This is a genomic window from Streptomyces sp. NPDC006655 (assembly GCF_040703965.1).
GTDB lineage: Bacteria > Actinomycetota > Actinomycetes > Streptomycetales > Streptomycetaceae > Streptomyces.
Genome location: NZ_JBEYJU010000034.1, coordinates 25,684 through 48,456, shown reverse-complemented (window position 1 = coordinate 48,456; position 22,773 = coordinate 25,684). Strand labels below are relative to the sequence as shown.

The following is a 22,773-nucleotide window of genomic DNA, read 5'->3' as shown; positions in this document are numbered from 1 at the left end:
GGAGTCCGTCCCGGGTCGCGGGGCGGCGGACGGCGACCACCGGGATCCACGCTCCGTGACGCTGCGTCGCGTCCGGGGCCCGGCCAGAGGTCATTCCTTTCAAGGCCGGATCGAACCGGCCCGCACACGAAAGAGACCTTCAGCGACGAGATGCCCACCGAAGGTCCCCGGGTGTACTACAGGCGTTCTCTTCACTCTACGTCAGGACACTGCCGGATATGGAAGGACTTGAGACACGGATCACAGGTGTCGGGGGAACCTCAGGACGCCTTTCGAAGGTCCCTTCTACGATCGCACCTGTCACCCACAGGTTCGTACCACTGTGCCCCAAGGTAAGAATCCCGGGTGCCGATCACACTCCTTTACAGCGCGTGAGCGGTCTACCATCAGCTCATGACCCGTGTACTGCTCGCCGAGGACGACGCGTCCATCTCGGAGCCGCTGGCCCGCGCCCTGCGCCGGGAAGGTTACGAGGTCGAGGTGCGCGAGGACGGACCGACCGCACTCGACGCCGGAATGCAGGGCGGCGTCGATCTGGTCGTGCTGGACCTCGGGCTGCCCGGCATGGACGGCCTGGAGGTCGCGCGCCGGCTGCGGGCCGAGGGCCACGCCGTGCCGATCCTCATCCTGACCGCGCGGGCCGACGAGGTGGACACCGTCGTCGGTCTCGACGCGGGCGCCGACGACTACGTCACCAAGCCGTTCCGGCTCGCCGAACTGCTCGCCCGGGTGCGGGCGCTGCTGCGCAGGGGGGCCACGGAGCCCGCGCAGCCGCCGGCCACCCACGGTGTGCGCATCGACGTGGAGTCGCACCGGGCGTGGATGGGGGACGAGGAACTCCAGCTCACTGCGAAGGAGTTCGACCTGCTGCGGGTGCTGGTGCGGGACGCCGGCCGGGTGGTGACCAGGGACCAGCTGATGCGCGAGGTCTGGGACACGACGTGGTGGTCGTCCACCAAGACGCTCGACATGCACATCTCGTGGCTGCGCAAGAAGCTCGGCGACGACGCGGCGAACCCCCGGTACATCGCCACCGTGCGCGGCGTCGGGTTCCGTTTCGAGAAGAGCTAGGTCGGCTGCGCAGCGCGCCCCCTCCCGGGGTGCTGATGTGGTCGTCTCCCGGAGAGTGCCGTGCGTCGTCGTCTGATCCAGTCCACCCTCGCCGTCGTACTCGTCGTCATCGCCGTGTTCGGCGTCTCTCTCGTGATCGTCGAGTCGCGGACCATCAGCAACAGCGCCCAGGAGCGCGTCGACTCCGAGGCGCTGCGGCTCGCCAGCATCGTGGACAGCCGGATCCTCGGGGACGAGGACGTGACCGCCGAGATACTGCGCAGCCAGGTCTCGAAGGAGCAGTACGCCGTCATCCGGATCCCGGGGAAGCCGGTGATCGAGCTCGGTGCGAAGCCCGAGGGCGACGTCATCCACTTCACCGCCGACGGTGAGGAGGGCGAGACGGTCACCGTCCAGGAGCCGCGTTCCACGGTGACCCGGGAGGTCGGCCGTACGCTGCTGATCATCGCGGCGGTCGCGCTGCTCGCTGTGATCGCCGCTGTGCTGCTCGCCATCCGGCAGGCCAACCGGCTCGCCTCTCCGCTCACCGACCTCGCGGAGACCGCGGAGCGGCTGGGCTCCGGCGACCCGCGGCCCCGTCACAAGCGGTACGGCGTTCCCGAGCTGGACCGGGTCGCCGACGTCCTGGACTCCTCCGCCGAGCGGATCGGGCGGATGCTCACCGCCGAGCGGCGCCTCGCCGCCGACGCCTCCCACCAGCTGCGCACCCCGCTCACCGCGCTGTCCATGCGCCTGGAGGAGATCACCCTCACGGATGACCCGGACATCGTGAAGGAGGAGGCGAACGTGGCGCTCACGCAGGTCGAGCGGCTCACGGACGTCGTCGAGCGGCTGCTGACGAACTCCCGCGACCCGCGCACCGGCTCCGCCGTCTCCTTCGACCTGGACGAGGTCATCCAGCAGCAGCTCGCCGAGTGGCGGCCCGCCTACCGCGGGGTGGGCCGGGCGATCGTCAGCTCGGGCAAACGGCACCTGCGGGCCGTGGGGACGCCGGGCGCGGTGGCGCAGGTGCTGGCCGCGCTGATCGAGAACTCGCTGATGCACGGCGGTGGCACGGTCGCGTTGCGCACCCGGGTCACCGGCAACCAGGCCGTGGTCGAGGTGACCGACGAGGGCGCCGGGGTCCCCGCCGACCTCGGCAACCGGATCTTCGAGCGGACCATCAGCGGCCGCAACTCCACCGGGATCGGGCTGGCCGTCGCCCGCGACCTCGCGGAGGCCGACGGCGGCCGCCTCGAACTGCTCCAGGCACAGCCACCGGTGTTCGGCCTGTTCCTGTCCCGGACCCCGCCCCAGCACAAGCCGGACGACGACCTCCCGACGGTCCGCTAGGGGCCCTCCGCCGGGTGCCGGTCTCCCGGCGTCCGTCGGGGCGACGCGCTAGCGGACCCGTTGCCTGGGCTTCCGTGAGTCGGCGGCCCGCTCCAGGATGGCCTCCGCGTCCGCGACCGTGTCACGGGCCGGCAGCGCCTTGAACACCCAGCTGCGGTACGACCAGAAGCGGAACAACGTCGCCACGCCGATGCCGACGAACTTGAAGACGTTGCTCTGCAGCGGGCTGTCCCAGCCGAACTCGTAGGTCGCCAGGTACAGCACCCCGTTCTCGATCACCAGACCGATCGCGCTGAACAGCAGGAACAGGGAGAGTTCCCTGGTGCGGCCGCCCTTGTCACGGTCCCGGTACGTCCAGTAGCGGAAGCCCAGGTAGTTGAAGACGATGGCGACGACGGTGGCTATGACACTCGCGCGCACCACCGGCAGCTCGGTGACGTGCCGGACCAGGTTGAAGACGCCGAGATTGACGAGAATTCCGGCCCCGCCGACGGCGCCGAACTTGGCGACCTCGCGTACGAGCCGTTGCAGCCCCGAGGAACCACGTTCCATGGTTGTGCGGGCTCCCGTCCGTAGGTGTTGGCGACCCAGCCATGCTAACGATCCCGGGTGCCCCGTGCCTGCGGATGGCGACACAGCTGGGGAACGGCTTGGGAAGAAGACCGGAAAACCGGGGCAAGAGGCGGCGAAGCGGCGGGTAAGAGCGCTGGTCGGGGGCGTGCGATTCGGCCACCCCGGCGCGGCCGATACCCTGAGGGTGTGACGTTCCCGGTAGTCGGCATGGTCGGCGGGGGTCAGCTCGCGCGTATGACGCACGAGGCGGGCATCCCGCTGGGCATCAGGTTCAAGCTCCTCAGTGACACCCCTCAGGACTCGGCGGCCCAGGTGGTGAGCGATGTCGTCGTCGGCGACTACCGCGACCTGGACACGCTGCGTGAGTTCGCGCGCGGCTGCGACGTGATCACCTTCGATCACGAGCATGTCCCCACCGAGCATCTGCGGGCCCTGGAGGCGGACGGCATTCCCGTGCGCCCCGGCCCCGACGCGCTGGTGCACGCCCAGGACAAGGGCGTGATGCGGGCGAAGCTCACCGCGATCGGCGTGCCGTGCCCACGGCACCGGATCGTGGCCGACCAGGAGGACGTGGTCCGGTTCGCGGCCGAGGGCGACGGGTTCCCCGTCGTCCTCAAGACGGTCCGCGGCGGCTACGACGGCAAGGGCGTGTGGGTCGTGGAGACGGCCGAGGAGGCCGCCGACCCGTTCCGGGCCGGCGTGCCGGTCCTCGCCGAGGAGAAGGTCGACTACGTCCGCGAGCTCGCCGCCAACGTCGTACGCTCCCCGCACGGCCAGGCCGTCGCCTACCCGGTGGTCGAGTCCCAGCAGGTGAACGGCGTCTGCGACACGGTGATCGCCCCCGCCCCCGACCTGGACGAGGACCTCGCGCTGCGGGCCGAGGAGATGGCCCTGACCATCGCCAAGGAACTCGGCGTCGTCGGCCACCTGGCCGTGGAGCTGTTCCAGACCCGCGACGGCCGCATCCTCGTCAACGAACTGGCGATGCGCCCCCACAACTCCGGGCACTGGACCCAGGACGGCGCGATCACCTCCCAGTTCGCCAACCACGTCCGCGCGGTCCTGGACCTGCCCCTGGGCGACCCGCGCCCGCGCGCGAAGTGGACCGTCATGGTCAACGTCCTGGGCGGCGACTACCCCGACATGTACTCCGCGTACCTGCACTGCATGGCCCGCGACCCCAAACTGAAGATCCACATGTACGGCAAGGACGTGAAGCCCGGCCGCAAGGTCGGCCACGTCAACACCTACGGCGACGACCTGGACGACGTACTCGACCGCGCACGTCACGCAGCCGGCTACCTGAGAGGCACGATCACAGAATGAGCCCCGTTGTTGGCATCGTGATGGGTTCCGACTCCGACTGGCCCGTCATGGAGGCCGCCGCCAAGGCCCTGGACGAGTTCGAGATCGAGTACGAGGTCGATGTGGTCTCCGCGCACCGCATGCCGCGCGAGATGATCACGTACGGCGAGCAGGCCGCCGACCGCGGGCTGAAGGTGATCATCGCGGGCGCCGGGGGAGCGGCCCACCTCCCGGGCATGCTCGCCTCGGTCACGCCCCTCCCGGTCATCGGTGTGCCGGTCCCGCTGAAGTACCTCGACGGCATGGACTCCCTGCTCTCCATCGTGCAGATGCCGGCGGGCGTCCCGGTCGCCACCGTCTCCGTCGCCGGCGCCCGCAACGCCGGTCTGCTGGCCGCCCGCATCCTCGCCGCGCACGACGAGGACCTCCTCCAGCGGATGCGCGAGTTCCAGCAGGACCTCAACGACCAGGCGACCGAGAAGGGCAAGCGCCTGCGGTCCAAGGTCGAGGGCCCGACCGGCTTCGGCTTCGGCAAGTAGGACTCCGGGAAGCAATACGCAATGACCTCTCTCGACGAAGCCCGGTCCCTGCTGCGCGAGTTCCCGGTCGTCGACGGCCACAACGACCTGCCGTACGCACTGCGCGAGCAGGTCCGCTACGACCTCGACGCCCTCGACATCGGCACCCACCAGAACGCCCGCCTGCACACCGACATCCCGCGCCTGCGCGAGGGCGGGGTCGGCGCGCAGTACTGGTCGGTGTACGTCCGCTCGGACCTGCCGGGCGCGGTCCCGGCGACTCTCGAACAGATCGACTGCGTACGGCAGTTGATCGCCCGTTACCCGGCCGACCTGCGGGCCGCGCTGACCGCCGCGGACATGGAGGCGGCGCGCGCGGAAGGCCGCATCGCGTCCCTCATGGGCGCGGAGGGCGGCCACTCGATCGACAACTCGCTGGGCACCCTGCGAGGTCTGTACGAGCTGGGCGTGCGCTACATGACGCTCACCCACAACGACAACAACGACTGGGCGGACTCCGCGACGGACGAGCCGAACGTCGGCGGCCTGTCCGCCTTCGGCCGCGAGGTGGTGAGGGAGATGAACCGCCTGGGCATGCTGGTCGACCTCTCGCACGTCGCGGCCACGACCATGCGCGCGGCCCTGGACACCACCACCGCCCCGGTGATCTTCTCCCACTCCTCCGCCCGGGCCGTCTGCGACCATCCACGCAACATCCCGGACGACGTCCTCGAACGCCTCCCCGCCAACGGCGGCATGGCGATGGTGACGTTCGTGCCGAAGTTCGTGCTCCAGGCGGCGGTCGACTGGACGGCGGCGGCCGACGACAACATGCGCGCCCACGGCCTCCACCACCTCGACACCACCGAGGAGGCGATGAAGGTCCACCGCGCCTTCGAGGAGAGCAACCCCCGCCCGGTCGCGACCACCGCCACGGTCGCCGACCACCTCGACCACATGCGCGAGGTCGCCGGCATCGACCACCTCGGCATCGGCGGCGACTACGACGGCACGGCCTTCACCCCCGACGGCCTGGACGACGTCTCCGGCTACCCCAACCTCCTCGCCGAACTCCTCGACCGCGGCTGGTCCAGGCCCGACCTGGCCAAGCTGACCTGGCAGAACGCGGTCCGCGTGCTCGGCGCGGCAGAGGACGTGGCCCGCGACCTCCAGGCGACCCGCGGACCCTCCCACGCCACGATCGAGTCCCTGGACGGCTGACACCCGGCCCGGCTCGCGGCGGCTCACGCACCGGCGGGGACGGCGCGGCCACGGCCCCGCACGTCCCCGTACGGACCGTACGGGCGCTGAAGCGGCGATACCCCCGAACGCCCCGTCCACCAGGAACCCTCCCGGCCGGGCGTGCGACGGTGGACCACAGCCCCTTCACGACGTAGCCCACGACGACGTACGGAGCCCCCATGGCCGACCTCCAGAACGACGTCCCCGCCGCGACCGAGGTCGGTCAGGGCGACTGGCTCCCGGACGATCCGTTCCCGGCGGAGACCGACCGCGAACTCCTGGGACGGGCGCACGCCCTGCTGGCCGAGCACCCGGTCGCGGACGGCTACAGCGGACTGCCGCGGGCCCTCGAACCGCTGCCCTGGTACGACCTGGAGCTGGGCGAGGCCGCCGTGGACACGGACGTACCCCGGCTGCGCGAAGGGCACGTCGGCGCGCTGTTCTGGTCCTTGCAGGTGGCGCCGGACGAGCGGGCCGTGGGCGCCACGCTGGAGCAGCTGGACCTGGCCCGCCGGGTCGTCGAGGCACATCCGGAGGGCCTGCGGATGGTGCGCACCGCCGGCCAGATCATCGACGCCCGGCACTGCGGCCGGGTCGCCGTGGTGCTCGGGCCGGCCTCCGCCGCCGCCGTCGACGACTCCCTCGGCATCCTGCGGGTCCTGCACTCCCTCGGCCTGCGCGTGCTCTCCCTCGCGGGCGCCGCCTGGGCGGGCGAGGAGGGGCTGACCCGGTTCGGCGAGGAGGTGGTCCGGGAGATGAACCGGCTCGGGGTGCTCGCCGACCTGTCCGGTGCCCCGGCGGCCGCCCTCGCCCGGGTGCTCGCCCTCTCCAAGACACCGGTCCTGTGCACCCGCTCCGCGGCCGCGGCGGTACGCCCGCACTCCGCCAACCTCTCCGACGACCTGCTCGCGCGGCTGGGGGAGCACAAGGGCGTGTGCATGGTGCCGCTGGCCGCCGAGCAGACCGGGCCGACGGTCCCGGACGTCGCCGACCACCTCGACCACGTCCGGTTGGTGGCGGGACCCGAGTGCGTCGCCCTGTCCGGCACCTACGACTCGGGCGCCGCCCACCCCCGCGACCTCGCCGACGCCTCCTGCTACCCCCGGCTGATCGCCGAACTGCTCAGACGCGGCTGGTCAGAGCCCGAACTGGCCCTGCTGACCTGGGGAAACGTCCAGCGGGCCCTGCGCAGCGCCGACTTCACAGCCCGCGCGTCGCAACGCCGCCGGGACCCGAACCAGCCCCGCCCGACCGATCCGGAGGAGTGACCGGCCGAACCGACCCGGAGGAGTGACCGGCCGGGCCCGGCGGCCGACGGCCCGCGTACCGGTCAGTCGATGCGGCAGAGGCAGAACGGGTGTCCGGCCGGGTCGGTGTACACCCGGAAGTCCTCGGCTTCGGGATCGTCCTCCCGCCTCAGCAGCCGGGCCCCGAGCGCCAGCACCTTCTTCTCGGCCGCGTCGACGTCCTCCCACGTCGGCCCCGCGTCGAAGTCGAGGTGGAACTGCTGGGAGTCGCGGTCGGCGCGCGGCCACTGAGGCGGGGTGTACCCGTCGGCCCGCTGGAAGCACAGCCGCGGCCCGTCCGGCAGCTTCAGCACCACCCAGTCGTCCTCCTCCGCCGCCGGGGAGCCGCCGGCCACGGCCGCGTAGAACTCGGCCAGGGCGAGCGGGTCGGGACAGTCGATCACTACGTTGCGCAGTCGGGCGACGGACGCCATGGGTCTCCCTCTCTCGACGGGTCTGTCCGGAGGCGCTGTTTCAGCAGGCGCAGAGGCAGAACGGGTGCCCCGCCGGGTCGGCGTACACCCGGAAACTGCGGGTCCGGTCCGTCGCGTCCAGCGGCTTCGCGCCCAGCTCCAGCACCCCCTTCTCGGCCGCGTCCAGGTCCGGCACCACCAGGTCCAGGTGGAACTGCTGCGAGTCGTCGGCCGCGGGCCACTTCGGCGGCACGTGACCGGGCGCCTTCTGGAACGCCAGCGCCTGGCCGCCGGGCACCTTCAGGTCCACCCAGTCGCCCTCTCCCTCCACGCTTCCGCCCAGCACCCCGGCGTAGAAACCGGCGAGCGCGGCGGGGTCGGGACAGTCCAGGACGACGACACCGAGCTTGGCGAGAGCCATGACTTCCTCCTCGAGTCCGAGTTACCTGTAGTGGCGGGTAACCAGTAACGGTTACCGCATGCTCCCGCAGTGGAGGTAACGTCGCAAGCAGATTGCGGAGGTGACGCGCGGGGATGAGTGGAAGATCGCCGGCGCCGGGCGGCCTGGCCCTGGTGGAGGCCCTGGTGAACACCCTGGACCTGGAGTCCGGCGCCGACGCCCTGGACACGCGGGACGGCAGGGCAGGCCTCGGCATCACGGAGGCCGAGGTCGCGGCCGCCCGCACCCTGCGCGAGTCCCTGCGCGCCACCCTCCTCGCCCACGCCGGCCACCCGCCGCACCGTGCGGTCACCCCGCTGGGCGACCTGCTGGCCGCCGCTCCCCTCCACGTCGCCGTGGACCCCGCGGACGGCTCGGCGACCCTCGCCCCCGCCGACTCCGGCCCCCTTCTCTCCCGCGTGGCCGCGGCGGTGGCCAACGCCCTGGTCGAAGGCACCTGGACCCGGCTCAAGGCGTGCGAGGACGACACCTGCCACTGGGCGTACTACGACCGCAGCCCGGCCGGACGCGGCCGCTGGTGCTCCATGCAGGTGTGCGGGTCGCGGGCGAAGATGCGCCGTTACCGGGCCAAGGACCGGTAACGCACAGCCGGTTCACCGCTCACGCCCGTGCCGCGTGGTGCAGAATGCAACAAGACACCGGTTCGGCCGACTGAGCCTCGGCCGAACCGGTGTCGTGCGCTGTGCACACCTGGTGCCGGAGCGCCCCGTCAGGGGCGCGGGTCCGTGTCGACGTGCGACCGGCGCCGCGCGGGCGCGACCGGCCCCGCGCACCCGCGGCCTTACGCGGTCGGCCGGCCCATGGCGCGATACGTCCACCCGGCCCGCCGCCAGACCTCAGGATCCAGCGCGTTGCGCCCGTCGAGAATCACCCGGGCCGCGGCCACCTCGCCCAGCACCTCCGGATCCAGCTCCCGGAACTCCCGCCACTCGGTCAGATGCAGCACGACGTGCGCCCCCCGCACGGCCTCCGGCGCGGACTCCGCATAGCCCAGCGTCGGAAACAGCTTCCGCGCGTTCCCCATCCCCTTCGGGTCGTACACCGTGACCTGGCCGCCCTGCAGATGGATCTGCCCCGCCACGTTCAGCGCCGGCGAGTCCCGTACGTCGTCCGAGTCCGGCTTGAACGCCGCGCCGAGCACCGCCACCCGCTTCCCGAGGAACGACCCCCCGCCCAGCGCCTCCCGGGCCATCTCGACCATCTGCCCGCGGCGCCGCATGTTGATGGAGTCGATCTCGCGCAGGAAGGTCAGCGCCTGGTCGGCGCCGAGCTCACCGGCCCGGGCCATGAAGGCGCGGATGTCCTTCGGCAGGCAGCCGCCGCCGAACCCGATCCCGGCCCGCAGGAACTTCTTCCCGATCCGGTCGTCGTACCCGATCGCCTCCGCCAGCTTCACCACGTCACCGCCGCCGGCCTCGCAGACCTCCGCCATCGCGTTGATGAAGGAGATCTTCGTGGCGAGGAAGGAGTTCGCCGAGGTCTTCACCAGCTCCGCGGTCGGGAAGTCCGTCACCACGAACGGCGTGCCCTCGCCCACCGGCGTCGCGTACACCTCGCGCAGCAGCTTCTCGGCGCGCTCGCTGCGCACACCCACCACGACCCGGTCCGGGTGCAGGGTGTCCTGCACGGCGAAGCCCTCGCGCAGGAACTCCGGGTTCCAGGCCAGTTCGGCATCGGCGCCGGCGGGCGCGTTCTCGGCGAGGTACGCGGCGAGCCGGTCCGCCGAGCCGACGGGCACCGTCGACTTGCCGACGACCAGCGCGGGCCCGGTGAGATGCGGGGCGAGCGAGGCGATCGCGGAGTCGACGTACGACATGTCGCACGCGTACTCGCCGTGCTTCTGCGGGGTGTTCACGCAGACGAAGTGCACGTCGCCGAAGGCGCCGACCTCGGCCCAGTCGGTGGTGAAGCGCAGCCGCCCGGTGGAGCCCTCGAAACCGGCCACGTGCCGGCGCAGCAACTCGTCGAGCCCCGGTTCGTACATCGGGGTCTCGCCGCGCTCCAGCATCGCGATCTTCTCGGGTACGACGTCCAGCCCGAGCACCTCGAAGCCCAGCTCGGCCATGGCCGCGGCATGGGTGGCGCCGAGATAGCCGGTGCCGATCACGGTGATCTTGAGGCTCATGGATGCTCCAGCTCGGGGACGTGGGTGCGGGCTGCGGCCCGAGCATAACCGGGCCGTGTTCCGGGCAACTTTCCCGCTGTCACCAAGCTCACGTCACCGCTGCGCGGGCGACGTTCTAAACTTTGAGTTACTTAACAGTAATTAGCGTCAGCACCACTGCGTCTGGAGTGAGAGACCTTGGCCGGATCGGCTGACTTCGACCTGTACCGCCCGTCCGAGGAGCACGACATGCTCCGCGACGTCGTCCGTGCGCTGGTCGAGGCGAAGATCGCCCCGTACGCGGCCGCGGTGGACGAGGAGGCCCGCTTCCCGCAGGAGGCGCTGGACGCGCTGGTCGCCAACGACCTGCACGCGGTGCACGTGCCCGAGGAGTACGGCGGCTCCGGCGCGGACGCGCTCGCCACCGTCATCGTGATCGAGGAGGTGGCCCGCGCCTGCGTCTCCTCGTCCCTGATCCCCGCCGTGAACAAGCTGGGCTCGCTCCCGGTGATCCTGTCCGGCGGCGAGGACCTGAAGAAGAAGTACCTCACCCCGCTCGCCAAGGGCGACGCCATGTTCTCGTACTGCCTCTCCGAGCCGGACGCGGGCTCCGACGCCGGTGGCATGAAGACGAAGGCGGTCCGCGACGGCGACCACTACGTCCTCAACGGCGTGAAGCGCTGGATCACCAACGCGGGCGTCTCCGAGTACTACACGGTCATGGCGGTCACCGACCCGACCAAGCGCACCAAGGGGATCTCCGCCTTCGTCGTCGAGAAGTCCGACGAGGGCGTCTCCTTCGGCGCGCCGGAGAAGAAGCTCGGCATCAAGGGCTCGCCGACCCGCGAGGTCTACTTCGACAACGTCCGCATCCCCGCCGACCGCATGATCGGCGACGAGGGCACCGGCTTCGCCACCGCGATGAAGACCCTGGACCACACCCGGATCACCATCGCCGCCCAGGCGCTCGGTGTCGCCCAGGGCGCCCTCGACTACGCCAAGGGCTACGTCCAGGAGCGCAAGCAGTTCGGCAAGGCGATCGCCGACTTCCAGGGCATCCAGTTCATGCTCGCCGACATGGCCATGAAGATCGCCGCCGCCCGCGCCCTCACCTACCAGGCCGCGGCCGCCTCCGAGCGCGGCGACGCCGACCTCACCTTCCAGGGCGCGGCGGCCAAGTGCTTCGCCTCGGACGTCGCCATGGAGGTCACCACGGACGCCGTCCAACTCCTCGGCGGCTACGGCTACACCCGCGACTACCCGGTGGAGCGCATGATGCGCGACGCGAAGATCACGCAGATTTATGAGGGCACGAACCAGGTCCAGCGGATCGTGATGGCCCGCAACCTGCCGTAACAGCAAAAGAGTTCACCGCTTTGGGAAAGGCGCCCTCGGGGGCGCCTTTTTCCTGGACCCTGCGCTCAGTCGCACGCCGTGAGCGAAGACCACACGCCGAACCACTGCTCGGCGCCCCACGCCTCGAACCGTGCCACCTCGGTGAACCCCAGCTTCGCCGCGAGGCGCATCGAGCCGGCGTTGGCGGTCTGGGTGCAGAGCACCACCGGCTCGCCGGGCAGCGCGTCGGCAAACCAGCCGAGCGCCGCCGTGCACGCCTCGGTGGCGTACCCGTGGCCCCATGCCTCCGGTAGGAACAAGTAGCCGAGCTCCGTCTCCCCGGCCTCCAGACGGCCGTCACTCGGCCTCTCAGGGGCGTGCGGTTTGAGCTGGACCGTGCCGATCATGGCTCCGTCGAGCTCGACCACGAACCAGCCACGGAGCTGCCCCGGTACCTCGGGCACCGTGCGTTCGAGTTCGGCGCGCGGTCGGGGCCCACCAAGGTAGGCGTTCACCTCTGGCGACGCGTTCAGTTCGATGACCGCCGCACGGTCCCGGGCCTGCGACCCGCGGAGTACGAGCCGTTCGGTCTTGATCGGTGCAGGTGGCCAGGCGAGGGGTCTGAGGTCAGCCATGCCGGCAGCCTAACCAGCAGCCCGGTCTCCAATGCCACTGCTGAATGGCACTACCGATCGGTCGGGCTTAGGACGGGAACCACACGGGGACCGCCCCGGCCCCCTCTCCCCTCCCTGGAGGAGCCATGACCCAGACCGGACCCATGCAGGCCATGAGCAAGCAGATGCAGGAGTGCGTCAACATGTGCATGGCGATGCACACGATGTGCGAGGAGACCCTGAGCTCCTGCATGTCCATGGAGGGCGGCCAGGCCCACATGCGCATCATGCGCGCCCTGATGGACTGCTCCGAGATGACCCGGATGTGCGCCGACATGATGATGCGGCGCTCGCCCCTGTCCGCCGAGATGTGCGCGATGTGCGCCAAGGCCTGCGACATGTGCGCCGAGGCGTGTATGTCCATGCCGGACGACCCGCAGCTGAAGCGCTGTGCGGAGATGTGCCGCAACTGTGCCGAGATGTGCCGCTCGATGGCGACCATGGCCATGTGACGTCCGCCTGACCAGGGCAGAGCCGCGGCAAGGGGCACCCCGAGTGGGGTGCCCCTCTTGAGAGGAGTCCCTCGGCGTCGCCTAGTTGCCGGAGACGGTGACCTTCTCGTCGTTCTTCAGCTCGCTCACCAGGGTCTGCACCTTCGCCTTGTCCCAGACGAGGTTGCCGCCCGTGGAACCCGAGATCGGCATGTTCATGGAGACGCCGTTGCCGCCGTTGACGTCCTTCATCGCGAAGAACATCGACGCCAGGTCCCACAGGCTCATGTCCTTGTCGACGGTCAGGGAGTCCAGGCCCGCGCCGAGGGTGGGGTAGAGCTTGAACGGGTTGAGGACCGTCGAGGGGGTGGCCACCTCGTGCGCCAGGGCCGCCAGGAACTTCTGCTGGTTCTTGGTGCGCTGCAGGTCGGACGCGGCGAAGGCGTGCCGGGTCCGGACGAAGGCGAGGGCCTCCTCGCCGTTCAGGGTCTGCTTGCCCGCCTTGAAGTCCGCGCCCGAGTACTTGTCCTTGAAGCCCTTGTCGATGTCGATGGTGACCCCGCCGACCGCGTCCACGATGTTCGCGAAGCCGGCGAAGCCGATCTCCACGTAGTGGTCGATGTGCAGCCCGGTGTTGTACTCGACCGTGCGCACCAGCAGGGTCGGGCCGTCGTACGCGTAGGCCGCGTTCAGCTTGTTCGGGCCGAGCGGTCCCTTGAGCTTCCCGGACTCGGAGCCGCGGAACGTCGGGATCGTGACGTTCGAGTCGCGGGGGAGGGAGATCAGGGTGTCGCCGTTGTCCCCGACGTGCAGGATCATCATCGAGTCCGTGCGCGAGCCCTGGGCCGACCCCGTGTGCAGCTTCTTCTTCTCCGCGTCCGACATGCCCGCGCGGCTGTCGGAACCGACGATCAGGTAGTTGGTGCCCTTGCCCGTCGCGGGACGGTCGATCACCTTCGACAGGTCGACGTCCCGGTGCAGCTTGGAGTCGGCCCAGAAGTAGGTCGCGACCGACGTGACGATCAGCACACCGGCGACCGTGATCGCCGTCCACTTGATCCGCTTGCGCCAGTTGGGAGCCGGCCGCGGTCCACGCTCGCGCTGGCCGCCGGGTCCCCCGCCCCCGGGGCCGCCGCCGTAGACCTGGCCGGTGTTGTAGCCGCTGTCGTAGCTGTCGTACCCGCCGCCGTCGGCGTACCCGTCGCCGCCGTACGACGGCTGCTGCGGGACCCCGCCGTAACCGCCGCCCTGCTGCGGGCTGCCGTACGGCGGTGCCGACGGCTCCTGGCGCCGTACCTGGCGCATCACGCGGGCGCCCTCAGGCTGCGCGCCGGCGCTGCCGCGGCCGTACCGGTTTCCGCGGCTGTCGTTCGACCATCCCTCGGGCCATTCGTTCATGGGCCCCAGTGTGCAGGCAGCGCCTGTACCTCTTACAAGGGTCGTCGGGAAATCAGGTCATCCCTGTTGCCAAGCCGACACAAATTCCGTGATTGTCCGTTCGGCATAAGGTGGGGGCCATGACAGACCAGGCCCCCGAGGCGGATTCCGACATCCCCGGCAAGCCGACGTCCGCTTCCCGGACCACCCTGAGCCACATCATGACCCACAACGACACCAACCTGCTGGGCACGGTGCACGGCGGTGTGATCATGAAGCTCGTCGACGACGCGGCGGGCGCGGTCGCCGGCCGCCACTCGGGCGGCCCCGCCGTCACCGCGTCCATGGACGAGATGGCGTTCCTGGAGCCGGTCCGCGTCGGTGACCTGGTCCACGTGAAGGCGCAGGTCAACTGGACCGGCCGGACCTCCATGGAGGTGGGGGTACGGGTCCTCGCCGAGCGCTGGAACGAGTCGGCCCCCGCCACCCAGGTCGGCTCCGCGTACCTGGTCTTCGCGGCGGTGGACGCCGACGGGAAGCCACGCCGGGTGCCGCCGGTGATACCGGAGACGGACAAGGACCGGCGCCGCTACCAGGAGGCCCAGATCAGGCGGACGCACCGGCTGGCGAGGCGCCGGGAGATCAGGGAGCTGCGCGAACGCAGGGTGGCCGAGGGGTACGCGGACTGAGGGAGGCGTTGTGCCGGGGCCGGCGGCCGGGTGCGGCGCCGTCGTGGCCGCTCGCGCAGTTCCCCGCGCCCTTGAAGGGGCGCCGGCACTCGCGTCCCCGAAGGGGCGCTGGGGGTACCCCCAGCCGAAGGCTGGCAGTTCCTCCCCCAGCCTTCGGCTGGGGGAGGAACTGCGCGAGCAACCCCCACCCAGCCGCAGCCGAAAGACGCACGGCGTCAGCACACCGACTCGCTCCCCCGCATCACGGACGCCTCCCCCTGCGGCGCCGGGTCGTCGAAGCGCACCTTGCGCACCGCCCCCTTGAAGTCCGCCCCGACCGTCACCCGCATCGTCTGCCCCAGCCCGGGCACGGCCCGCAGCTCGCTCCCCGGCAGCGCGGCCGCCAGCGACCGTGCCGAGCGGTCCCAGCGCGGGTCGAACGAGATCACCGTCCGCTTCACGTCGTGCCGTGCCGCCGTCACCGGCTGCCGGGTCGTCGCGAACCCCGTGCCGGCCAGCGCCGCGTCCATCCGCCGGGCCAGCCCGGCCGTCCCGGTGCCGTTCTCCACCTGCACCCGGATCCGCTCCGGTGCCACCTCCACGCCCACCGGCGCGGGCCCCGCCTGCCGCTTCGGCGCCGCCGGCGCGGTCAGCTGCCGGTCGTCGTGCAGGGCCCGGAACAGCTGGTCGGACTTGGCCTGGTCCCACTTCAGGGTCGAACCGATGCCCTTCACGGGGTAGGCCAGCTGCCCGATGGGGACGGTGGTGAACTCGGACGAGGACGGCGAGAAGTTCCGCATCGCCCGTCCGAGGTCCAGGAGCTCGTCCGTGCCGAAGCCGGTGTCGGCCCGGACCGACCCGAGCACCGCCCGGGTCACGTCCCGGAACCTGATCGGGTTGAGCAGCACCCCGGACGTCGCCGCCCGTTCGATCAACGAGGCCAGGAACCGCTGCTGCCGCTTCATCCGCCCCAGGTCGCTCGCCCCGTCGACGTGCCGGGAGCGGACGTACTGGAGGGCCTGGCCGCCGTTGAGGAGGTGGGTGCCGGGGGAGAGGTCGAGGCCGGTGTACGAGTCCTTCAGCGGCTGGGCCGTGCAGACCCGGACCCCGCCGAGCACGTCGACGGTCCGCATGAAGGTGATGAAGTCGACCTCCAGGTAGTGGTCGATCTTCAGATGGGTCATGTTCTCGACGGTGCGGACGGTCAGCTGCGGGCCGCCCTCCGCGTAGGCCGCGTTCAGCTTGATCGGGTGGGCGGCGTGCTGCTGACCGGTCGTCTCGTCGACGTGCGTGGGGGCCTCGGCGTACGAGTCGCGGGGCAGGCTGACCACGGTGGCCCGCTCCCGGTCCGCCGAGATGTGCACGATCATGATCGTGTCGGTGCAGTGGCAGGGCGCCCCGCCGAGGCGGTACTTCCGCCGCTCCCGCTCGGTGATCTTGTCGCGGCCGTCGGTGCCGACCAGCAGGACGTTCATGCCGTGACCCGCGCGGGGCCGGTTCTTCATGTCCTTGAAGGGGTCGACGCGTGCGATGTCCGCGTCCAGGCTGGCCATCACCGAGTGTCCGATCCCGGCCGACGCCAGCACCACCACCGAGAGTGTGGTCACGGCCCGCATGGCCCAGCGCGGCCGCCGGGGCCTGGTGGGTCGTACCGGCGGCCGCGGGGCCTGACGGGTGGGCTGTGGTCGACGCTGCGGCCGGGCGGGCCGGGCGGGGGACCGGGGCGGGCTGGCGGGCAAGGGACACCTCCGGACGAGGCCGTACGTGGGATCCATGAGCACGGTAGGCCGATACGACCTTCAGCCCGCGTTGTGGCCCCGGCGGCGCGCACCGCTGTCCCCCGTTCGCGGTAACGTGAGCCCCCTATGAACGCCAAGCCCGACGTGCGGCACCCCGCAGTTTCTGTGATCATGCCCGTCCTCAACGAGGAGCGGCACCTGCGCGGGGCCGTCCAAGCGATCCTCGCGCAGGAGTACGCCGGCGAGTTGGAGGTCGTCATCGCCCTCGGTCCGTCCACGGACCGCACGGACGAGATCGCGGCCCGGCTCGTGGCGGAGGACGCGCGCGTGCACACCGTCCCGAACCCGACCGGGCGCACCCCGGCCGCGCTGAACGCCGCGATCAAGGCCTCCCGGCACCCGATCGTGGTCCGCGTCGACGGCCACGGCATGCTCTCGCCGAACTACATCACCACCGCCGTACGGCTCCTGGAGGAGACCGGCGCGCAGAACGTCGGCGGCATCATGCACGCCGAGGGCGAGAACGCCTGGGAGCAGGCGGTCGCGGCGGCCATGACCTCGAAGATCGGCGTCGGCAACGCGGCCTTCCACACGGGCGGCGAGGCGGCGCCCGCCGAGACCGTCTACCTGGGTGTCTTCCGCCGCGAGGCGCTGGAGCGGCAGGGCGGCTACAACGAGGAGTTCATCCGCGCCCAGGACTGGGAGCTGAACTTCCGCATCCGCGAGGCCGGCGGGCTGATCTGGTTCTCCCCGGAGCTGAGGGTGTCGTACCGCCCGCGGCCGAGCGTGCGGGCGCTGGCCAAGCAGTACAAGGACTACGGCCGCTGGCGGCACGTCGTCGCCCGCTACCACGAGGGCTCCATCAACCTGCGCTACCTCGCCCCGCCGACCGCGGTGTGCGCGATGGCGGCCGGGATCGTGGTCGGCGCCCTGGTGACCCCGTTCGGTTTCGTGGTGCCCGGCGCCTATCTCGCGGCGATCGTCGCCGGGTCCGTCCCGGCCGGCAAGGGGCTGCCGCTCAAGGCGCGGCTGCAGATCCCGCTGGCCCTCGCCACCATGCACATGTCGTGGGGGTACGGCTTCCTGACCAGCCCGAAGTCGCTGGCGAAGCGGGTCATTGCGTCCCGCCGCCCGGCGGTGCTCAGCCCCGCGGCCGACTGAGCACCGACGGTCGTACGGCCGGGACGTGAACCCCCGGCCGTCCGCGTCACCAGCGGTAGGGGGCGTACACGTCCATGCACTGCTTGGTGTCGGAGCCGTTGATGGCGTCGGCGTTCTCGGGCAGGTCACCGGCCTTGGGCGCGGACTGCTTCGGGTACGCCGTTCCGTCCCGCCAGTCGGAGCCGACGACGAGCGTGACGCCCGACACGTCGGTGGTCTGCTTGACCTGGCCCGCCGGGATCCCCAGTGCCTTGGCGACCGCCTGGGCATCGCCCTGAAGGTCGGCGCTCGGGTACTGCACGACGGTCTTCTCCACCGACTCCGGGGCCGCGGAGGAGTCCGCCGCCGCGCCGGTGTAGCCCTTGGCGGCCAGTTCCTGGGCGAGTGTCCGGGCCCGGCCGCCGACCGGCGCCTCGGTCGCGGTCCCGGTGGCGTTGCGCACCAGCACGCCGAGGCTCGCGGGGGAGACGGACGGCTCCTTGGCGGGTCGGGCGCTCGCCCGGGTCTCCTTCGCGCCTGCGTTCGAGGTCTTGCCGTTCTTGTCGAACGACACGTCGTCGCGGAGCATCTGCCACATCTTGTCGGCGTTGGCGCCGTCCGGCACGAGGTGGTCCTTGTTCTGCGGGTCCTGGACGTTCGGCATCGTCAGGGAGGTGATGCGGTCCGTGGGCACCGACTTGAGCTGCATGCCCAGGTCGTAGAGCTTCTTCGGGGTGCCGATCTCCTCGGAGACCGTCAGCGACTTGGTGGCCGCCTCCGCCAGGTCCATCAGCCTGCCGGTGTCGGTGAAGACGTTCTGCCCCTTCAACGTGCGGATCATCGAGTTGAGGTACATGTGCTGGGCCTTGGCCCGCAGCGGGTCGCTGCCCCAGGCGTGCCGGGTGCGCAGCCACCGCAGGGCCTCCTCACCCTTCACCTTGTGCGTGCCGGCCGTCATCTTCAGCCCGGAGCCGCCGGGCACCGCGGCCGTCGGCCGGTCCCACACGTTCTGCTTCACGCAGACGTCGACGCCACCGATGGCGTCCGCCATGTTGACCACGCCCGAGAAGTCGATCGTGATCCAGTGGTCGATGTAGACCCCGGTGAGGTTCTCCCAGGTGGCCAGCGTGCAGCCGGCGCCGCCGCGGGCCAGCGACTCGTTGATGATGGTGTTGGTCGCCGGGTACACCTTGCCGGTCTTCGGGTCCGTGCACTTGGGTATGTCGACGCGGGTGTCCCGGGGGATGCTCACCATCGCGGCGCTCTTGCGGTCCGCCGACAGGTGGATCAGCATCTGCACGTCGCCGAGCGGCGGGCTGCCCCGGTCGTACTTGGCGCCGCCGAGCTTCACGTTCTCGTCGGAGTTACGGCTGTCGGAGCCGATCAGCAGGATGTTCAGCGGGGTCTGTCCGGCCGCGTTGGCCGCGCTCTTCTGCGCCTTGGCGTCTCCGATGTCGCGCCGGCCCTTGTGGATGTTGCCGTTCAGGTGCTGGTAGTAGAGGTAGCCGGCACCGGCCGTACCGAGGATCACCACCGACAGCACGGCCGCCGACCAGCGCAGCACCCGCCGTCCGCCGCGCGAGCCGCTCGGGGCCTGGGGGCCGTTCGGGCCTCGCGAGCCGCTCTGGCGCCGTCTGTCGCGTCCCGGCGTGGCAGGAGCCTTCGGTGCGAGGGACATCGTGTCCTCGACCGCAGGCACCTCCCCCCGCACATCGCTCTGCGTCAACTCCCTGCCCTCCCCACCCTGCGCCCTGCGCGCACCGGCCTGCGGCCACGCCCCCCGTCGGACGTCCCACGGACCACACGGGTCCGCCCCGCGCCCGGTTAGACGCGTGACGGACCCATAGGGTTACCTACTTATTTGGTGTGACTTGTTGTCACCCGAGGGCAACTCCGAGCAATCAGGCGCCATTTGCGGACGACTTCGCGCTTACCGCCGGATGGAGCGCCCGCAGCCGTTCGCTACTTGGCGCACGTCACCTTGTCCGCGGTGGTCTTGCTGTCCACGTCCGGCGCCTTCGTCGGTGTGGTGAGGGAGACCCCCGCCCCCTGGAAGTCCTTGCCGAGGGTGAGCGTGATCGCGGGCAGCCCCTGGGAGTTGACCACGCTCTTGCCCGGCTTCATCGCCGAGCCGGACAGGCCCATGAGGCTTGCCAGTTCACGTGCCTGGTCGGCCTGAGCGGGCGCGTACTCCACCGTGGTCCTGGCGAGTTCGGCGGGCGCGTTGCCGGCGTTCTCCGACTTGAGGACGCCCTTGTCGTTCTGCAGCCAGCTGAGGGTCTCCTGGGCGCTGCCGGGCGCGGCCCCGCCGTTGAGGATCCGCACCCGCACCTCGGAGGCCGCGGACTTGCTGCCCTCCAGCCGGGCGGCCACGGCGTCCTTGCTGGCCTGCGCCTGCTTCTTCTTGACCTTCGTGAAGGAGACGTCGTCCTTGATGGCCTGGAAGACCGCGGGCGCCTTCGACTCGTTGAGCACGACGGTCGCCTTCACCTTCTCCGCCGGGTTGTCCAGCACCGGGACGGTGGTGAAGGTCAGGTTCTTCGGGTTCAGCTTGCCGAGCTCCAGGCCCAGGTCCTTCAGCTTGCCGATGCTGTCCAGCTGGGAGTCGACGGTGAGCGCCTTGGTGCCGACCTCGGCCAGCTTCAGCAGCTTCGTCGGGCTGGAGAGCGTCGAGTTGGAGCTGAGCTTGCGCATCAGCGCGCTCAGGAACTGCTGCTGGAGCTGGATCCGGCTCAGGTCGCCGCCGAAGCCGACCGAGTGCCGGGTGCGCACGAACGCCAGCGCGGTCTCACCGGAGATGTTGTGGGTGCCCTGGGACAGCTTCAGGTGCGACTGCTTGTCGTCGATGTTCTTGCCGAGGCAGACCTCGACCCCGCCGACCGCGTCGGTCAGCGTCTTGACCGCGTTGAAGTCGGCCACCATGAAGTTGTCCGGCTGGATCCCGGTCAGCTCCGTCACCGTGCGCACGGTGCAGCTGGGCGTACGGCCGTCCTGGCCGAGGCTGGTGTTGAACCGGACGTTCTGGGTGCCCGCGATGACCTTCGTGGTGCCGTCGGACTGCTCGGTCGGGCAGTCCGGGACGTCCACGATCAGGTCACGCGGGATGCTCAACGCGGTGGCGTTCGAGCGGTCCTTGGAGATGTGCAGCAGGATGTTGGTGTCGGCGTGCCCGACGCTGCCCGTGTCGCCGTAGCCCTCGTTGCCCTTGCCGGTGCGCTTGTCGGTACCGATGATCAGCAGGTTGATCGCCTTGTCCTTGCTGAAGCCACCGGTGCTCGCCCCGTCGTCGGAGACGGACGTGATGTTGTCGTTGAGGTGCTTGATGTACAGGTAGCCGGCGGCCGAGACGGCGACCAGCACGAAGGCCATCGACCCGCCGGTCCACAGCAGTGCCTTCTTGGCCTTCGACTTCTTCTGCACCGGCTGCCGCCGGGAGCGGCGGCCGGGCGGCGGCTCGGGCTCGCCGCGCCGTCGGCGCTGCCCGGGCACCTCGGGCGTACCGCTCGGGGCGCTGCGCGTCGGGGCCGTCGGGGCCGACGGCCTGCGCGGGCCCGGTACCGCCGCCTGCGGCGCCGCCGACTGCGGTGCGGAAGGCGTCAGTCGCAGTTCGTATTCGCCGGTGTCCGGATTGAGCACCCACTGGTCTGCGGGATCGATGTTGTCCGCCCGCCCACGGCCTTGCGCGTCCACGGTTGTCCGAATCCTCCGTCGGGGCCACGCGGCGCCTTCCCCCCACCAAGGCGCTCGGTCACGTTGTGCAGTGCACGACCCCAGGACGGACCTCGTGGCCGGGTGCACCGGAACGCTCACACTATCCGCCCGGTTCGGCGACGAGTGACGCCAGTGACAAATTCCTCCTCCCTACAAGCGGGCAATCCATCCCATTTAACTGACAACGAACGCCACGGAAGTTCGCCGCCTTGGCGAGTGCTTTACTCGCAACTGTCCTCGGCGGCGGTGTTCCCGCGAAACGCGGGGGGCGGAGAGGTTCCGGGCTTCCCGCCCGAACCCCCGCCCTGCTCGCCGACCTTCACGGGCCGGTCGGCCCGCAGCAGCGCGAACAGCGCCTCCGCGCGGCCCGCCACGAGCTGGTCGCGATCGGAGTCGTACACATACGGCTCCCGTGGCACGGTGAGGAACTGCACGTGCTCGGTGGGGATGTCCCGCAGCCCCCGCACGAGCTGGTAGAGGCCGCGCAGACTGGCCAGTTCGGGGTCGGTGGTGAGCGCGGACGTCGCCGCGACCAGCAGGGGGTAGAGCTTCGCCGGGTTCAGCAGTACGCCGCCGCTCTGCACCTTGTCGACGAGCGCCCCCAGGAACCGCTGCTGCCGGTCCATCCGGTCGGTGTCGCTGCCGTCCCCCAGCGACTTGCGCGCCCGTACGTACCCCAGCGCCCGCTCCCCGTCGAGCGTGACCCGCCCGGCGGGCAGCCGCAGTTTCGCCGCCTTGTCGTCGATCGGCTGCGGCAGGCACACCTGCACCCCGCCGACGGCGTCGACCACGTCCTTGAACCCGCTGAACTCGACGACCGCGTAATGGTCGATCCGGAGGTGCGTCAGCTTCTCGACGGTACGCACGGTGCAGGCCGAACCTCCCACCGCGGAGGCCGAGTTGAACATCGTGAAGGAGGGTGCGCTGCGCCGCCCGTCGCGCCGCAGGCACCCGGGCACGTGCACCATGAGGTCCCGGGGCAGCGACACCGCGGTGGCGGTGCGCCGGCCGGCGGCCAGATGGAGCAGGATCGTGGTGTCGGACCGCTCGGTTCCCGAGTCCCTGCCGTAGCGGCGGTTCCCGTCGCCCGTGCGGGTGTCCGACCCGATCACCAGGATGTTCTGCGCGCCCCGCACCAGCGCGGTGGGCCGCTCCCGCTCGTACCGGGCGAGCTCGGCGGCGGCCGCCTCGTCGGCGGTGATGTTGTCGCTGAGCCTGTCGTAGAGCGCCCAGCCCCCGCCGACCGCACCGAGGGTGAGCACCCCCATGGCGAGCGCCGCACCCCGGAGCAGGCGCCGACGCCGTCGCCGGGCGAGCCCGGACCCGGTGGCGGATGCCCCTACGACGTCGGTCACGGTTCCACCGTGCCCCGGGACGGGGGCGACGGCGGTGGC

The 22,773-nt window shown here is 70.9% G+C and carries 21 protein-coding genes; 11 read left to right on the top strand and 10 right to left on the bottom strand.

The features are described 5' to 3' along the window. Positions 1 to 393: 393 nt before the first annotated feature. Entirely contained in the window at positions 394 to 1,071 is a 678-nt protein-coding gene (locus tag AB0958_RS21095; protein ID WP_097264982.1) for a response regulator transcription factor, read from the top strand. Positions 1,072 to 1,131: 60 nt separating this feature from the next. Continuing rightward, on the top strand, positions 1,132 to 2,403 hold the full coding sequence (locus AB0958_RS21090; protein ID WP_366891977.1) for an ATP-binding protein: 1,272 nt from the start codon (positions 1,132 to 1,134) through the stop codon (positions 2,401 to 2,403). Between the two features lie 48 nt (positions 2,404 to 2,451). Here AB0958_RS21090 and AB0958_RS21085 read toward each other — a convergent pair whose 3' ends face one another. Next, a complete protein-coding gene (locus AB0958_RS21085) occupies positions 2,452 to 2,955 on the bottom strand; it encodes a GtrA family protein (RefSeq protein ID WP_366891976.1) in 504 nt (167 codons plus the stop codon). 207 nt (positions 2,956 to 3,162) lie between these two features. Between AB0958_RS21085 and AB0958_RS21080 the strand changes: the two genes are divergently transcribed. The 4 genes from AB0958_RS21080 (at position 3,163) to AB0958_RS21065 (ending at position 7,309) form a co-directional block, all read left to right on the top strand. Then, a complete protein-coding gene (locus AB0958_RS21080) occupies positions 3,163 to 4,302 on the top strand; it encodes a 5-(carboxyamino)imidazole ribonucleotide synthase (RefSeq protein ID WP_366891975.1) in 1,140 nt (379 codons plus the stop codon). After that, positions 4,299 to 4,820 carry a 5-(carboxyamino)imidazole ribonucleotide mutase gene (gene purE / locus AB0958_RS21075; protein WP_366891974.1) on the top strand — a complete coding sequence of 174 codons (522 nt, stop codon included), beginning with the start codon at positions 4,299 to 4,301 and terminating at the stop codon, positions 4,818 to 4,820. Before AB0958_RS21080 ends, purE begins: the two co-directional genes overlap by 4 nt. A 21-nt stretch (positions 4,821 to 4,841) precedes the next feature. Further along, positions 4,842 to 6,020, top strand: a complete 1,179-nt coding sequence (locus tag AB0958_RS21070; RefSeq protein ID WP_366891973.1) for a dipeptidase — start codon at positions 4,842 to 4,844, stop codon at positions 6,018 to 6,020. A 200-nt stretch (positions 6,021 to 6,220) separates the two neighbouring features. Then, positions 6,221 to 7,309: a dipeptidase gene (locus AB0958_RS21065; RefSeq protein WP_366891972.1), complete on the top strand. Its 1,089-nt coding sequence runs from the start codon at positions 6,221 to 6,223 to the stop codon at positions 7,307 to 7,309. 62 nt (positions 7,310 to 7,371) lie between these two features. Here AB0958_RS21065 and AB0958_RS21060 read toward each other — a convergent pair whose 3' ends face one another. Both AB0958_RS21060 and AB0958_RS21055 read right to left on the bottom strand, forming a co-directional pair. Continuing rightward, entirely contained in the window at positions 7,372 to 7,761 is a 390-nt protein-coding gene (locus AB0958_RS21060) for a VOC family protein (protein ID WP_366891971.1), read from the bottom strand. Positions 7,762 to 7,801: 40 nt separating this feature from the next. Further along, positions 7,802 to 8,161, bottom strand: a complete 360-nt coding sequence (locus AB0958_RS21055; RefSeq protein WP_366891970.1) for a VOC family protein — start codon at positions 8,159 to 8,161, stop codon at positions 7,802 to 7,804. A 113-nt stretch (positions 8,162 to 8,274) separates the two neighbouring features. Between AB0958_RS21055 and AB0958_RS21050 the strand changes: the two genes are divergently transcribed. After that, entirely contained in the window at positions 8,275 to 8,781 is a 507-nt protein-coding gene (locus tag AB0958_RS21050) for a CGNR zinc finger domain-containing protein (protein WP_366891969.1), read from the top strand. 200 nt (positions 8,782 to 8,981) lie between these two features. Here AB0958_RS21050 and AB0958_RS21045 read toward each other — a convergent pair whose 3' ends face one another. After that, positions 8,982 to 10,325 (bottom strand): UDP-glucose/GDP-mannose dehydrogenase family protein, encoded by a 1,344-nt coding sequence (locus tag AB0958_RS21045; RefSeq protein ID WP_366891968.1) that lies wholly within the window; start codon positions 10,323 to 10,325, stop codon positions 8,982 to 8,984. A gap of 177 nt (positions 10,326 to 10,502) precedes the next feature. Between AB0958_RS21045 and AB0958_RS21040 the strand changes: the two genes are divergently transcribed. After that, positions 10,503 to 11,660 carry an acyl-CoA dehydrogenase gene (locus AB0958_RS21040; protein ID WP_366891967.1) on the top strand — a complete coding sequence of 386 codons (1,158 nt, stop codon included), beginning with the start codon at positions 10,503 to 10,505 and terminating at the stop codon, positions 11,658 to 11,660. A 65-nt stretch (positions 11,661 to 11,725) separates the two neighbouring features. Here the strand turns inward: AB0958_RS21040 and AB0958_RS21035 are convergent, their stop codons facing one another. After that, positions 11,726 to 12,274 (bottom strand): GNAT family N-acetyltransferase, encoded by a 549-nt coding sequence (locus tag AB0958_RS21035; protein WP_366891966.1) that lies wholly within the window; start codon positions 12,272 to 12,274, stop codon positions 11,726 to 11,728. A 125-nt stretch (positions 12,275 to 12,399) separates the two neighbouring features. Here AB0958_RS21035 and AB0958_RS21030 point away from each other — a divergent pair, with 125 nt between their 5' ends. Next, positions 12,400 to 12,765, top strand: coding sequence for a four-helix bundle copper-binding protein (locus AB0958_RS21030; protein ID WP_366891965.1), 366 nt, complete (start codon positions 12,400 to 12,402; stop codon positions 12,763 to 12,765). Between the two features lie 81 nt (positions 12,766 to 12,846). Here AB0958_RS21030 and AB0958_RS21025 read toward each other — a convergent pair whose 3' ends face one another. Further along, a complete protein-coding gene (locus AB0958_RS21025; RefSeq protein WP_366891964.1) occupies positions 12,847 to 14,142 on the bottom strand; it encodes an LCP family protein in 1,296 nt (431 codons plus the stop codon). A gap of 119 nt (positions 14,143 to 14,261) precedes the next feature. Here AB0958_RS21025 and AB0958_RS21020 point away from each other — a divergent pair, with 119 nt between their 5' ends. After that, entirely contained in the window at positions 14,262 to 14,810 is a 549-nt protein-coding gene (locus AB0958_RS21020) for an acyl-CoA thioesterase (protein WP_366891963.1), read from the top strand. 215 nt (positions 14,811 to 15,025) lie between these two features. On the opposite strand, the gene AB0958_RS21015 is transcribed toward AB0958_RS21020, so the two are convergent. Further along, on the bottom strand, positions 15,026 to 16,405 hold the full coding sequence (locus tag AB0958_RS21015) for an LCP family protein (protein ID WP_366891962.1): 1,380 nt from the start codon (positions 16,403 to 16,405) through the stop codon (positions 15,026 to 15,028). A 249-nt stretch (positions 16,406 to 16,654) separates the two neighbouring features. Between AB0958_RS21015 and AB0958_RS21010 the strand changes: the two genes are divergently transcribed. After that, the gene (locus AB0958_RS21010; RefSeq protein WP_366891961.1) at positions 16,655 to 17,689 is read left to right on the top strand and encodes a glycosyltransferase family 2 protein; all 1,035 of its coding nucleotides are present in this window, start codon (positions 16,655 to 16,657) and stop codon (positions 17,687 to 17,689) included. A gap of 46 nt (positions 17,690 to 17,735) precedes the next feature. Here AB0958_RS21010 and AB0958_RS21005 read toward each other — a convergent pair whose 3' ends face one another. The 3 genes from AB0958_RS21005 to AB0958_RS20995 all read right to left on the bottom strand — a co-directional run bounded on the left by AB0958_RS21005 (position 17,736) and on the right by AB0958_RS20995 (position 22,734). Continuing rightward, on the bottom strand, positions 17,736 to 19,346 hold the full coding sequence (locus AB0958_RS21005) for an LCP family protein (RefSeq protein WP_366891960.1): 1,611 nt from the start codon (positions 19,344 to 19,346) through the stop codon (positions 17,736 to 17,738). A gap of 284 nt (positions 19,347 to 19,630) precedes the next feature. Beyond that, positions 19,631 to 21,358: an LCP family protein gene (locus AB0958_RS21000; RefSeq protein WP_366891959.1), complete on the bottom strand. Its 1,728-nt coding sequence runs from the start codon at positions 21,356 to 21,358 to the stop codon at positions 19,631 to 19,633. Positions 21,359 to 21,600: 242 nt separating this feature from the next. Then, on the bottom strand, positions 21,601 to 22,734 hold the full coding sequence (locus AB0958_RS20995; protein WP_366891958.1) for an LCP family protein: 1,134 nt from the start codon (positions 22,732 to 22,734) through the stop codon (positions 21,601 to 21,603). Positions 22,735 to 22,773: the final 39 nt, after the last annotated feature.